The sequence below is a fragment of the Thioalkalivibrio sp. AKL10 genome, assembly GCF_000381845.1.
GTDB lineage: Bacteria > Pseudomonadota > Gammaproteobacteria > Ectothiorhodospirales > Ectothiorhodospiraceae > Thioalkalivibrio > Thioalkalivibrio versutus.
Map to the genome: position 1 here is coordinate 854,294 of NZ_KB907142.1, position 12,785 is coordinate 867,078.

Here is a 12,785-nt window from a genome sequence, read left to right on the forward strand (position 1 = left end):
GGCAGTTATGAATGCGCCGGCGAGGCGCAATATCTTCGTGGTCGGTCTGGACGACTTCCATCTGGCACAGCTCCGGGCCCTGCCCGGGCCGGAGAACTATGTCTTCCATGCATTGTTCACCCGCGAGGAGGTCAAGCCCTGCGCCCGGTTTCCGGTGCGTCGGATCCTGATCGAGGGCCGCGAACGCCTGGCGCAGTTTGCCGGCACGGTGGACGCCGTGGTCGGATTCTGGGACTTCCCGGTCAGTACGATCCTGCCCCTCCTGCGCCAGGCCAGGGATCTGCCGGGGCCGACCCTGGAAAGTGTGCTGAAGTGCGAGCACAAGTACTGGAGCCGGCTGGAACAGGCCCGCGTTGCACCCGAGCACATCCCGGCCTTCTGCGCGGTCAACCCGTTTGCCGACGATCCATTGCGCGAGGTCACCCTGGACTTTCCGTTCTGGATCAAGCCGGTGAAATCGGTGCTCTCCTACCTCGGCTTTCGCATCAACGATGCGCACGACTTTCGGCGCGCCATGGAGCAGATCCGCAGGGAGATCGACCGCTTCGGCGAGCCCTTCAACCATGTCCTGGGGCACGCAACGCTGCCTCCGGAGGTGGCCGGCGTCGACGGCAATCACTGCATTGCCGAGGCGCTGATATCGGAGGGGCGCCAGTGCACCCTGGAGGGGTATGCCTGGCAGGGCGCAGTCCGGATTTACGGTGCTGTCGATTCCCTGCGCGAGGGTGCGGCCGGCTCCTCATTCTCCCGCTACCAGTACCCGTCCATCCTTCCACAGACGGTACAGGCACGGATGGAGGAGATAGCGGACCGCGTGATCCGGCAGGTGGGCTATGACTGCGCCCCGTTCAACGTGGAGTTCTACTGGGATGAGGCCACGGACCGGATCTGGCTGCTGGAGATCAATACCCGGATCTCCAAGTCCCACGCCCCGCTGTTCCGCATGGTCGATGGCTGCTACCACCACCAGGTGATGATCGACCTCGGACTGGGCCGCGAGCCCGCCATGCCGCATCGCCAGGGGGAATTCGCGTGTGCGGCCAAGTTCATGGTTCGCCGATACCAGGACGCACGGGTCGTGCGGATGCCCACGCCGGGGGAGATCACGGCCGTCGAGGCCGAGTTCCCGGGAGTGGTCGTACAGATCGAGGTCGCGGAGGGCATGCTGCTGTCGCAGCTGTGTTATCAGGACAGCTACTCCTACGAGGTCGCAACCCTGTTTGTCGGGGCCGCGGACAACACCGAGCTGGAGCGAACCTATACGCGTGTGATGGAGCGGCTGCCCATGGAGTTCGAACCCGTCGACGAGGCACAGCCATGAAAATCGTCCGCGACTTTCCCTACGCCGTGACGGTCGAGGAATACATCCCGATCCCGCTTGCCGACGGGACGCACCTGGCCGCCCGGTTGTGGCGCCCCGAAGGCGCCGAACAGCAGCCCGTCCCCGCGATCCTGGAATACATCCCGTACCGCCGGCGCGATTCCACGCGACTACGCGACGACGCGATCCACCACTACTTTGCCGGTCACGGCTACGCGTGTCTGCGGGTGGACCTGCGCGGATCCGGAGACTCCGAGGGGGTGCTGGAGGACGAGTATCTGCAGCAGGAACTGGACGACGGCGTGGAGATCCTGCGCTGGATGGGCGAACAAACCTGGTGCAACGGCAATGTCGGGATGATCGGCATCTCCTGGGGTGGCTTCAACGGCCTGCAGATCGCGGCATTGCAACCGCCGGAGCTGAAGGCCGTGGTCAGTGTGTGTTCCACCGATGACCGCTACGCCGACGACGTCCATCATATGGGCGGCTGCCTGCTGGGGGACAACCTGTCCTGGGCCTCGACCATGTTTGCCTACAACTCCCTGCCGCCGGATCCGGAGATCGTGGGCGAACGCTGGCGCGAGATGTGGTTCCAGCGCCTGGAGGGCAGCGGGCTGTGGCTGGAGAAGTGGCTGCGCCACCAGCGCCGCGACGACTACTGGAAGCATGGCTCGATCTGCGAGGACTGGTCCGCGGTAAAGACCCCGGTCATGGCGGTGAGCGGCTGGGCCGACGGCTATTCCAACGCGGTGTTTCGCCTGCTGGACAACCTGCAGGGGCCTCGCCTGGGCCTGGTCGGCCCCTGGAGCCACAAATACCCCCACCAGGGGGTCCCGGGACCGGCCATCGGCTTCCTGCAGGAATGTCTGCGCTGGTGGGACCACTGGCTGAAGGACGAACCAAACGGGATCATGGAAGAACCGATGTTGCGGGTCTGGATGCAGGACAGCGTCCCGCCGACCACCCGCTACGAGGAACGCCCGGGGCGCTGGGTGGGCGAATCACACTGGCCCTCGGCAAACGTGGAACTCGAGCCGCTGGCCCTAGCCTGGCCGGGGCGACTGGAGAACGAATCGGGGGGCATACCGGAACGCGAGATGAGCCTGCAATCGCCGCTGAGCGTGGGCCTGTTCGCCGGCAAGTGGTGTTCGTATTCTGCGACGCCCGATCTGCCGCACGACCAGCGCGAAGAGGATGGGGGCGCCCTGGTATTCACCAGCGCCCCGCTGGAGAAGCCCCTGGAGATCCTCGGCGCTGCGATGCTGGAGCTGGAGTTGAGCGTCGATCAGCCCGTCGCGATGGTTGCGGCGCGGTTGTCCGATGTTGCCGCTGACGACAAGGCGACCCGCGTCACCTATGGGTTGCTCAACCTGACCCACCGCGAAGGCGCCGAGACCCCGAAACCACTGGAGCCCGGTAAAACCTATCGCGTCCGGGTCAAGTTCAACGACGTAGCGCAGCGCTTCCCGGCAGGACATCGCATCCGCCTGTCGCTGTCGACCTCGTATTTCCCGCTGGCATGGCCGGCGCCGCGGCCGGTGCGGCTACGGATCACGGCAGGCGCGAGCCGTCTGCTTCTGCCCCGGCGCTCGCCGCGCGAAGACCTGGATGCCCGAATCGCCTTCCCGCCCCCCGAGGGTGCACCCCCCTCGACGGAGACCCGTCAGCTCACGCCGCAGCAGCATAACTGGCGGGTCATTCGTGACCTGGCCGAGGACGAGTCGACCCTGGAGGTGATCAACGACGCGGGGACCGTCCGGCTGGAAGAGCTAAACCTGGAGATGCAGCGCAAGGCGCTGGAGTGGTACAGCTACCGGGGTGACGACTTCAACTCGTCGCGCGGGGAAACACTGTGGGAGCGCGGCTTCCGGCGCGGTGAATGGGAAGTGCGTACGGTGACCCGAACGGTGCTTACCTCGACCCCCACCGAGTTCGAGATCCACGCCCAGCTGGATGCGTACGAGGGCGAACGTCGCGTCTATGCCCGCAACTGGGACGTGAAGATCCCCCGCGACCTCGTCTGACAAAGCCACCAGGGTGGTTGGAGTCTGCCCGTGACAGCGCCCGATCCTGCGTTATGCTGGTGCCATCGTCCGGTCTCGGGGGCGGTTCCATGGGGCGCGCGCATCGTCGCTGCCCAGGGCCGGTTCCTCCCTCATGCGCAAACACCGGAACGAGGCATCGTTGGGAAACCCCTTGGGGACCTAGCGTGCGCAGGTACTACGCGAGCCCTTATTCAACCTATGGATTAGAGAGAACGTTATGCGGGTCACCGTATTCAGTGTTCAGCAACACGATCGCGAGTTTCTGCTCCCTGCTTTTCAAGCGGCGGACATGAAGCCTCTCCTGCATGCCGAACGCCTGACCGCAGAGACGGTGCACCTTGCCACAGGGTCGGATGCGGTCTGCGTCTTTACCAACGATGACTTGCACCGGCGCGTGATCGACGGGCTCGCCGATCACGGGGTGCATGTGGTGGCGCTGCGCTGTTCCGGCTACGACAACCTGGATATCGACCGCGCCCGCGAGCGTGGCGTGCGCGTGGCCCGGGTGCCGGCCTATTCCCCGAACGCGATTGCGGAGCACGCCGTCGCCCTGCTGATGACGCTGAACCGGCGCGTTCACCTCGCCTGGGACCGCACGCGGCGAGGTGATTTTCGCCTCGATCACCTGACCGGATTCGATCTCGTTGGCCGCTCGGTGGGCATCGTCGGCACCGGCCGCATCGGCCAGGCCTTTGCGCGCATCATGCTGGGCTTCGGCTGCCGGGTGGCGGCGCACGACCCGTATCCGAACGCCGAGCTGCAGGCCGCGGGCGTCCAGTACCTCGAGCTGGACGCGCTACTGGCGCAGTCCGAGGTGCTCAGCCTCAGCTGTCCGCTGACTCGCGAAAACCGCCACCTGATCAATAGTGACAGTCTGGCGCGGCTCCCGCGCGGGGCCTTCCTGATCAACACCGCCCGCGGGGCGCTGGTTGATACGGATGCGGCCGAGGCCGCGCTGGAGTCCGGTCAGCTCGGCGGGCTGGCGATGGATGTGTACGAGAACGAGGCCTCGCTGTTCTTCCGCGACTGGTCGCTCGCCGGGCTGCCCGATCGCCGCCTGGCGCGGCTGATGCAGCGCGACGACGTGCTGGTCACCGGCCACCAGGCTTTCCTGACTCGCGAGGCGCTGACCAACATCGCGGACCACACGGTGACCAACCTGCAGGTGCTGGCGGCGAATACCGAGGCTGCGGCTACCCTGGAGGGCCGAGTGGTTTGATCGGTGCCTTTCGCCTGGCCCGGCAGGCCAGGGTGCCTACAGCAGGAGCCGATACCCGGCGCCGAGCACGGCGCAGACGAGGATCAGCGGGATGATGCCCACCCGGAAACGGGCCAGGGCAATAAAGGCGGCGATGCCGAGCAGGGCCGAGAACCACTCGAAGGTGCCCTCGAAGCCGGCAGGCCACAGGACGTGCCAGGTAAAGAACACGGCCAGGTTCACGATCACCCCGACCACGGCGGCGGTAATGCCGGTCAGCGGTCCGGTGAAGTGCAGATCGCCCCGGGTGCGCTCGACCAGGGGCGCGCCCACCAGGATGAACAGGAACGACGGCAGGAAGGTGAAGAAGGTCGCGACCAGCGCCCCGAGCAAGGCGGCCAGCAGTACCTGATCCGGGCCGAGAAACGCCTGGGTCCAGCCGCCGATGAAGCCGACGAAGGTGACCACCATGATCAGCGGCCCCGGCGTGGCCTCGCCCAGCGCGAGCCCGTCGATCATCTGGGTCGGGCTCAGCCAGCCGTAGGTCTCCACCCCGCCTTGATAGACATATGGCAGCACCGCGTAGGCCCCGCCGAAGGTCACCAACGCGGTCTGGGTGAAGAACTGGCCCATGCGGGTCAGCGTGGCGTCCCAGCCAAATACCGTGAGCAGCAAACCGAACACCGCGGCCCACAGGCCCAGGCCGACCAAGAGGAAGCGGAACACCCGCGACCAGCGAAACTGCATCCAGGGCGCGGGTGGGGTGTCGTCGTCCACCACGGCCGGCCCTGTGGCCTTGTGGCTGCCGGCGCTGTGCGATTCGCCGCTGCGGAAGCGTTCCGGCCAGACCCGGCTGCCCAGCCAGCCGAGCAGCCCCGCGGCGATGATGATGTACGGGAACGGGATGTTGAGCACAAAGATCGCCAGGAACGCCGCAACGGCCATCAGCCATAGCAGGCCGTTGTTCAACACGCGTCCGCCGATGCGCCAGCCGGCATAGACGATGATTGCGATCACCGCCGGCTTAATGCCGTAGAACACGGCCTCCACCGTGGGCACGTCGCCAAAGGCCAGGTACACCCAGGACAGCCCGGTGATCAGGACCAGCGAGGGCAGGATGAACAGCAGCCCCGCCATCAGGCCGCCGAAGGTGCCGTGCACGAGCCAGCCGAGATAGGTCGCCAGCTGTTGCGCCTCCGGGCCGGGCAGGACCATCGCGTAGTTCAGCGCATGCAGGAAGCGGTTCTCGGAGACCCAGCGACGCCGTTCCACCAGCTCCTCGTGCATCATCCCGATTTGCCCGGCGGCACCCCCGAACGAGATGAAGCCGAGCTTGAGCCAGTAACGAAAGGCTTCGCCCCGGGTCGGGGCGTCTGGTCGTTTATCCGAGGGCTCTGTCATCCGTCACGTCCGTTCGGATTGGGCAGCGCTTGTCCGAGCCCATCCGCGTTGTCCTTGATTGCAACAAAAAGGCCCGGCGCCTTGCGGGGCCGGGCCTTGGGGAGCGCATCGGGGTGCCCGAGGCGCGAGGGGTTCTTAGCCCTCGTTGTGGTAGCGGGTGATCCGCTCCACTTCGTTCTTCGCGCCCAGGACTACCGGCACGCGCTGGTGAATGCCCGTGGGGCTGATATCCATGATGCGCTCGCGACCGGTGGTGGAGGCGCCGCCGGCCTGCTCGATGATGAAGCTCATCGGGTTGGCCTCGTACATCAGGCGCAGCTTGCCGGCGGTGCCCTTGGCCTGCATCTTGGAGTCCATCGGGTACATGAACACGCCGCCGCGCGACAGGATGCGGTGCACCTCGGCGACCATGGAGGCCACCCAGCGCATGTTGAAGTCCTTGTCGCGGGCGCCTTCCTTGCCGGCCAGGCATTCGTCGATGTAGCGCTTGACCGGGGCCTCCCAGAAGCGGCTGTTGGACATGTTGATCGCGAATTCCTCGGTGTCTTCCGGGATCTGCACGCTGTCCTTGGTCAGCAGGAACTCGCCGAAGTCCTTGTCCAGGGTGAACATCTGCACGCCCTTGCCGGTGGTCAGCACCATCATGGTGGACGGACCGTACAGGCAGTAGCCGGCGGCGATCTGCTTGGTGCCCGGCTGCAGGAAATCCTCGGTCTTCGGATCGGAGACGCCTTCCGGCGCCTTCAGGATGGAGAAGATCGTGCCGACGGAGACGTTCACGTCGATATTGGAGGAGCCGTCCAGCGGGTCGAACAGGACCAGGTAATGACCACGCGGGGCGCCGGCCGGCATCTCGCAGATCTCGTCCATCTCCTCGGAGGCGAGGCCGGCGGCGTGGCCGTTGTGGCCCAGGGCCTCGATGAACACCTCGTTGGTGATGATGTCGAGCTTCTTCTGCGTCTCGCCCTGCACGTTCTCGGAGCCGGCGGAGCCGAGAACGCCGACCAGGTCACCCTTGTCGACGAGGTCGGAGATCTTCTTGCAGGCCACCGAGATATCGTTCAGCAGGCCGGTGAATTCGCCGGTCGCGCCCTGGATACCGCGCTGGGTCTCGATAATGTAGTTGGTCAAAGTCGTGCCGATATGCATGATGCAATCCTGATGCTGTTGTGAATCGGGTGACACCGCGCAATCGAGGTGCGTGAGCACCATGACGGGGCGAACGGCCCCGGTGCGCCGAGTGTCTTAACCGGCATAGTGTAGCAAAAGCACCCGGATGGGCCGATCCGTCGGGTAGTTCATGGCTTGAGCGGGCTGGCACTTGTCGTGCATGGCATCCGGGGCTGTATCCACAAGGGAGATTCGCATGCCGCAAAACGCGCTGTACGCCCAGTCCGGCGGGGTTACCGCCGTCATCAACGCCAGCGCCTGGGGGGTGATCGAGGCGGTGCGCGCCCATCCGGCCCATTTCGGCAAGATCTATGCGGCGCGCGACGGCATCCTCGGTGTCCTGCGCGAGGAGATCATCGACCTGGATCAGGAGGACCCGCTGACCCTCGCGGCCCTGCGTCATACCCCCGGCGGGGCGTTCGGCTCCTGCCGTTTCGACCTGGGCGATCCTGACAAGGATCCGGAGCAGTACGAACGCCTGGTCGAGGTCTTCCGCGCCCATGACATCGGCACCTTCTTCTATAACGGCGGCGGCGGTTCCATGGATACCGCGCTGAAGATCGCCAGGATGGGGGATCGCATGGGCTTCCCGATCAAGGCGATCGGCGTGCCCAAGACGATCGACAACGATCTCGCCGTGACCGACTCCAGCCCCGGGTTCGGCTCCGCCGCCAAGTTCATCGCCACGGTCGTGCGCGAGGCCAGTCTGGATGTCGAGTCCATGCACACCAGTTCCACCAAGGTGTTCGTGCTCGAGGTAATGGGTCGGCATGCGGGCTGGCTGGCGGCCGCCGCCGCACTGGCGCAGGAGTTCGATGGCCAGCCGCCGATGCTGATCCTGTTCGCCGAGACCCTGTTTGACCAGGACGACTTTCTCGAGCACCTGAACCGGACGATCGAGCGTCACGGCTACTGTGTGGTGGTGGTCTCCGAGGGTCTGAAGAATCCGGATGGCACCCTGTTCTCGGTGGCACAAAGCCATGATGTGTATGCCTACACCCAGCTGGGCGGCGCCGCCCCGCGCCTGGCCGAGCTGATCCGCGAACAGACCGGACACAAGCTGCACTGGGCGGTGGTCGACTATATCCAGCGCTCCGCGCGGCATATCGCGTCGAAGGTGGACGTGGAGCAGGCCTATGCCTGTGGCCGTGCGGCGGTGGAGGGCGTGGTGGCCGGCGAGGATGCCTTCATGCCGATCATCCGCCGCGATTCCAACGATCCCTACCGCTGGAGCATCGGTTTTACCCCGCTGGAGACCGTGGCCGACGTCGAGCAGGGCATGCCGCGCGAGTACATCACCCCGGACGGCTACGGCATCACCCAGGCCGCGCGCGATTACCTGCGCCCGCTGATCCAGGGCGAGGACGCCCCGCCGTTCGACCAGGGCCTGCCCTGCTACCCGCGCATCCGGGGCGAATTGCTGCCCAAGCGTTGCCCTCCGTTCGAGGTCAAGACCGACTAGTCATTTCCGGGCGAGTGGGCGTCGGCGTCCAGCCAGGCCCGCTGGAAGGCGAAGAACTGCCGGGCGACCCTGTCCGCCTCGTCGACGCGCAGATAGTCCGCGTGTTCGGCCGGTGCACAACGCGCACAGACGAAGGTGATGCCCTCACAAAGGCTGGTGCAGCACGGGGTGTTGTCCGTGCGGCGCGGCCGGTAATGCACCCACACGGAGGCCGTATCCGCAACCGCGGTGGGCCCGGATTCCAGGCTGAGCGCCGCTCCGCAGTGGCTGCAGGCCGCCTCGATCCGGCTATGTGCACCGCTTAGCATCGGGATGGCCAGCGCGTCGATGGCGCACATCGCGGCGACTGGACCGCGCCCGGCGACGCTGACCGTGATCCGCCCCGGTGCGGCGCTGTACGGGTAGCAGCCCAGACCCTGGGCCTGATGGGCCACGGCATCCAGCGCGGCCAGTCGCTCCAGCGCGCGGATATCCAGCTCCCGGGCCTCTGGTGGCCGTCCGCGCTGGCGCCAGTGTTCCAGGACTTCGAGATAGGCGGCGCGCACGGCTTCGGGGGCATCCCGCAGGCGCTGTTCCAACGGGAAGTCGCCGCGCAGGCGTCCCAGGGCGGCGGTCACGAGCGCCGGCCTCATGACGAGGCGCAGCAGCCGCCCGGGCCCTCCTGCTGAATGGGCGGACAGGGCACGGTGCCGTAGGAGCAGAACACGCAGCAGTCCCCTGGAAGTGGCCGGAGCAGGGCCCCGCAGCCGGTGCATTCGTAGAACCACTGGCAGGCGTCGGTGGGCATCGTTTCCGTCTTCTGGTGCCCGCATTCCGGGCAGGTCAGGGTCGAATCGGGCACGATCTCGTTCATATGCGTTTCAGCTCGGTTTGCGAGGATGGGAGCCAACGACCGGGGCTGGCGGGAAAAACCCCGCCAGACAACCGGAATCGGCACAAACGCCGTCTGGCCAGCGTCTATTCTCTGCCAAGCCCGCGCAAGACGGGCCCACAACCGGATCCCGGATGGAGGAAATCATGTACTCGCGCATTCTCAATCGCACTCTCGCCCTGACCGCTGCCAGTGTGCTGGCCGCCGCGTTTGTCGCGCCCGGCCAGGTCGCGGCCCAGGGCGCCTACTTCGCCCCGGCGGACGGTTCGCCGGACGAGGTCGCCTTCGAATACCGCATGCACGAATACGGCTGCGCCAATGTGCGCGGACAGTGGCGCGCGACCAACAACACGGATGACTGGCTGGAAGTCCGGGTCACCAAGACCGCCTACAACTGCCCCGGAGAGCTGGAAGACGACGTGCGCACGACGACCCGCCTGTGGCGCACCCTGGGTCCGGGCGAGACCCAGGAGCGCACGCGCGACAACTCCGTGTGCGGCGGGGCCTGGGCGCGTGGTGTCGAGGTCCTGGAGTACGAGATCAAGGTGGTCGACGCCCCCGACGAAAGCTGACAGACGTGTGAAACCGGCCGCGATTTTCGTTTGCGGCCGGTCAATTCGCGGTTCTGGCGGGCTACACTTCTAACAACCGTTCACCGATTTCAAGGAGTCTGCCCATGAGCGTTCATTCGTTCCGTCGAGTTCTGTCCGCACCCGCGGCACTGCTGGTCGCGCTGGCCCTGACCCTGCTGCCCGCCACCCCGGCATTCGCCGATGTCGGCATGCTGGATACCGGCAGCATGATCCAGCAGGCCAGCGCGGACGACACCCGCGCCCAGTTGCTGGAACAGCTCAATGACGCCGAGGTTCGCGCGCAGCTGATCGAGATGGGGGTTGATCCCGAACGTGCCGAGCAGCGTGTGGCCCGCCTGACCGATGACGAACTGGCGCAGCTGGAGGCGCACATGGAGACCGACCCGGCTGGCGCGGCCAGCGTCCTGGGTGTGGTCGCCATCGTGTTCGTGGTGTTCGTGATCCTGGATGCGGTGGGTGTGACCGACATCTTCTCGTTTGTCGGACCGTCCCGCTAAGCCACGCCCTGCATGGGGTCCATCTCGACGCGGCGAGTCACGGGGTTTCTCGCGCTCGCCGCGCTTCTCTGGCTGACCGGTTGTGCCACCGCGCCGCAGAGCGCGGGTCTGGCGAGCGAGCGCCCGACGGACCTGCCGGCGCGCGTCGAACTGGCTGACACGCCGTTCTTTCCCCAGGAGCAATACCAGTGCGGCCCCGCCGCGCTGGCCACGGCGTTGAATGCCCGGGGTATCGACGCCGCGCTGGATGATCTGATCGAAGAGGTTTACATCCCCGCCCGCGCGGGCAGCCTGCAGACCGAGATGCGCGCGGCGGTGCGCGCGCGCGACCAGGTGGCCTACCGTATCGAGCCCCAACTGGAGGCGATCCTGCGCGAGGTGGCGGCGGGCAACCCGGTGGTGGTGTTCCAGAACCTCGGGGTGGCCCTGATCCCGGAATGGCACTTTGCGGTGGTTATCGGATACGACCTGGACGATCGGGAGATCTTCCTGCGCAGCGGCCCGATCCAGCGTCATGTGAATTCCTTTGCCCGCTTCGAGCGCACCTGGGCGCGGGGTGAGCGCTGGGCCTTCCTTGTGATGCCCCCCGATACCCTGCCGGCCACCGCCCAGCCGCTGCGCTGGCTGCGTGCGGTCAACGAACTGGAACAGACCGGGCGTTTTGCGGCGGCGGCCATGGGCTACGAAACCGCCATGGATCGCTGGCCCGATGAACCGATCCCCTATGTGGGCCGCGCCAACGTGGCCTTTGCCCAGGGCGATCTGCCGGCGGCGGAGAATGCCCTGCGGGCGCTGGTCGAGCGCGACCCGGCCCGCCACGAGGGCTGGAACAACCTCGCGCACGTGTTGATCGCCCGCGAATGCGGCGAGCAGGCACGCGAGGCCGCGAGCTGTGCGGCCGATCTGGCGGGACCGGGAGCGTATGCGCGCACCCTGGGCGCTGCGGCGGAGGCTCCGGACGGCGGCGCCGAGTGTCGAGTCCTGCCGCCCTGTGCCGTGGCGACCGAGGCACGCGCGCGGTAAGACCGCACGGCTTCCGTCATCGCGAGTCGCGAAGCCCGCGGCGATCGGCAGGGTGTGGATGACCGCGCAACGCTCGCAGGGACAGTCCCTGTTGCGTCAGGCCGAGCGTTTTTCCAGGGCCTGTTCGGCGTGCTTGAGCACCAGGCCCAGGTTCTGCTTCTCCACGTCCGTGACCTGCGGGTCATTCTTTACCGCTTGACGCAGGTGCTCCACCAACTGCGCCAGTTCGTCGCGCGAGATCTGCTGGAAGTTGAAGCCGCCGCCGTAGCGGGACTCGAGCTGGTCCCAGTAGTCGGCGAGCGGGGGGCGGTAGTCATCACTCATCGGGCAGTCCTTGGTTGGGGCGGGCGCGGTGTGCGCGAAAGGCATTTTGTCTGTTCGCGGTGCTTGCGGTCTAATGGGGGCTTTCCCGGCCGGCCTTTCGCCCATGTCCGTTACCGCCATCTATCCCGGCACCTTCGACCCGATCACCCACGGTCACACGGACATCGTGCGCCGTGCGGCACGGTTGTTCGATCGCGTGGTGGTCGCGGTGGCCGCCAGTCCCAACAAGGGTCCGGCCTTCCCGCTGGGGACCCGCGTGGCCCTGGCCGAGCAGGCGGTGGGTGACATCCCGGGCGTGGAGGTGCAGGGCTTCGATGTCCTGCTCGCGCACTTTGTCCATGCGCAGCAGGCCAACGTGATCCTGCGCGGATTGCGCGCGGTGTCCGACTTTGAACATGAATTCCAGCTCGCAGCGATGAACCGACAGCTTGCGCCGGAGGTCGAAACGCTGTTTCTGACGCCAGCGGAGGAGTACAGCTTCGTCTCCTCCAGTCTGGTGCGGGAAATCGCCCGACTGGGCGGCGACGTCTCAAAATTCGTTAGCCCCGGTGTGGCGCGCATGCTGGCCGAACAAAACGGCGCAGCACGCTAGCCGGGCCCCGCCACTGGATACGAGGAACGGCCCATGGCCCTGATGATCACCGACGAATGCATCAACTGCGATGTCTGCGAGCCCGAGTGCCCGAATGAGGCCATCTACCCGGGGGACGAGATCTACGAGATCGACCCCACGCTGTGCACCGAATGTGTCGGCCATTTCGACGAGCCGCAGTGCCAGCAGGTCTGCCCGGTGGACTGCATCCCGCTGGATCCCGATCACAAGGAGACCCGCGAGCAGCTGACGGCCAAGTACGACGCCCTGATGGCCGCGAAGTAGGCC

The 12,785-nt window shown here is 66.4% G+C and carries 14 protein-coding genes; 9 read left to right on the top strand and 5 right to left on the bottom strand.

Translation table 11 applies throughout. The features are described from left to right. Positions 1-7: 7 nt before the first annotated feature. The 3 genes from G333_RS0104100 (at position 8) to G333_RS0104110 (ending at position 4,585) form a co-directional block, all read left to right on the top strand. Entirely contained in the window at positions 8-1,321 is a 1,314-nt protein-coding gene (locus tag G333_RS0104100; RefSeq protein ID WP_019627741.1) for an acetyl-CoA carboxylase biotin carboxylase subunit family protein, read from the top strand. Then, positions 1,318-3,345, top strand: coding sequence for a CocE/NonD family hydrolase (locus tag G333_RS0104105; protein WP_019627742.1), 2,028 nt, complete (start codon positions 1,318-1,320; stop codon positions 3,343-3,345). Before G333_RS0104100 ends, G333_RS0104105 begins: the two co-directional genes overlap by 4 nt. A 238-nt stretch (positions 3,346-3,583) precedes the next feature. Beyond that, the gene (locus tag G333_RS0104110) at positions 3,584-4,585 is read left to right on the top strand and encodes a 2-hydroxyacid dehydrogenase (RefSeq protein WP_018937466.1); all 1,002 of its coding nucleotides are present in this window, start codon (positions 3,584-3,586) and stop codon (positions 4,583-4,585) included. A gap of 36 nt (positions 4,586-4,621) precedes the next feature. On the opposite strand, the gene chrA is transcribed toward G333_RS0104110, so the two are convergent. Both chrA and G333_RS0104120 read right to left on the bottom strand, forming a co-directional pair. Then, on the bottom strand, positions 4,622-5,965 hold the full coding sequence (gene chrA, locus G333_RS0104115; protein WP_018950910.1) for a chromate efflux transporter: 1,344 nt from the start codon (positions 5,963-5,965) through the stop codon (positions 4,622-4,624). A 135-nt stretch (positions 5,966-6,100) separates the two neighbouring features. Next, entirely contained in the window at positions 6,101-7,114 is a 1,014-nt protein-coding gene (locus tag G333_RS0104120) for a class 1 fructose-bisphosphatase (protein WP_018168849.1), read from the bottom strand. A gap of 217 nt (positions 7,115-7,331) precedes the next feature. Between G333_RS0104120 and G333_RS0104125 the strand changes: the two genes are divergently transcribed. Continuing rightward, on the top strand, positions 7,332-8,597 hold the full coding sequence (locus G333_RS0104125; RefSeq protein ID WP_018145013.1) for a 6-phosphofructokinase: 1,266 nt from the start codon (positions 7,332-7,334) through the stop codon (positions 8,595-8,597). Here G333_RS0104125 and merB read toward each other — a convergent pair. Together merB and G333_RS0104135 are read right to left on the bottom strand one after the other, a co-directional pair. Then, positions 8,594-9,229, bottom strand: a complete 636-nt coding sequence (gene merB / locus G333_RS0104130; protein ID WP_019627743.1) for an organomercurial lyase — start codon at positions 9,227-9,229, stop codon at positions 8,594-8,596. The genes G333_RS0104125 and merB overlap by 4 nt on opposite strands. Then, complete coding sequence (locus G333_RS0104135; protein ID WP_018168852.1) at positions 9,226-9,450, bottom strand: GDCCVxC domain-containing (seleno)protein; 225 nt, start codon at positions 9,448-9,450, stop codon at positions 9,226-9,228. Before G333_RS0104135 ends, merB begins: the two co-directional genes overlap by 4 nt. A gap of 152 nt (positions 9,451-9,602) precedes the next feature. Between G333_RS0104135 and G333_RS0104140 the strand changes: the two genes are divergently transcribed. From G333_RS0104140 to G333_RS0104150, 3 genes are all read left to right on the top strand, one after another. Beyond that, positions 9,603-10,040 (top strand): hypothetical protein, encoded by a 438-nt coding sequence (locus G333_RS0104140; protein ID WP_018145016.1) that lies wholly within the window; start codon positions 9,603-9,605, stop codon positions 10,038-10,040. A gap of 104 nt (positions 10,041-10,144) precedes the next feature. Continuing rightward, positions 10,145-10,558 (top strand): PA2779 family protein, encoded by a 414-nt coding sequence (locus tag G333_RS0104145; protein WP_018145017.1) that lies wholly within the window; start codon positions 10,145-10,147, stop codon positions 10,556-10,558. 12 nt (positions 10,559-10,570) lie between these two features. Then, on the top strand, positions 10,571-11,581 hold the full coding sequence (locus G333_RS0104150; RefSeq protein ID WP_019627744.1) for a PA2778 family cysteine peptidase: 1,011 nt from the start codon (positions 10,571-10,573) through the stop codon (positions 11,579-11,581). Positions 11,582-11,677: 96 nt separating this feature from the next. Here the strand turns inward: G333_RS0104150 and G333_RS0104155 are convergent, their stop codons facing one another. Continuing rightward, entirely contained in the window at positions 11,678-11,905 is a 228-nt protein-coding gene (locus G333_RS0104155) for a hypothetical protein (RefSeq protein WP_018937461.1), read from the bottom strand. A gap of 103 nt (positions 11,906-12,008) precedes the next feature. On the opposite strand from G333_RS0104155, the gene coaD reads away from it, so the two are divergent. Together coaD and G333_RS0104165 are read left to right on the top strand one after the other, a co-directional pair. Beyond that, entirely contained in the window at positions 12,009-12,497 is a 489-nt protein-coding gene (gene coaD / locus G333_RS0104160; protein WP_018939163.1) for a pantetheine-phosphate adenylyltransferase, read from the top strand. A 33-nt stretch (positions 12,498-12,530) separates the two neighbouring features. Then, positions 12,531-12,782 (top strand): YfhL family 4Fe-4S dicluster ferredoxin, encoded by a 252-nt coding sequence (locus tag G333_RS0104165; RefSeq protein ID WP_018145021.1) that lies wholly within the window; start codon positions 12,531-12,533, stop codon positions 12,780-12,782. The last annotated feature ends 3 nt before the right edge of the window (positions 12,783-12,785 follow it).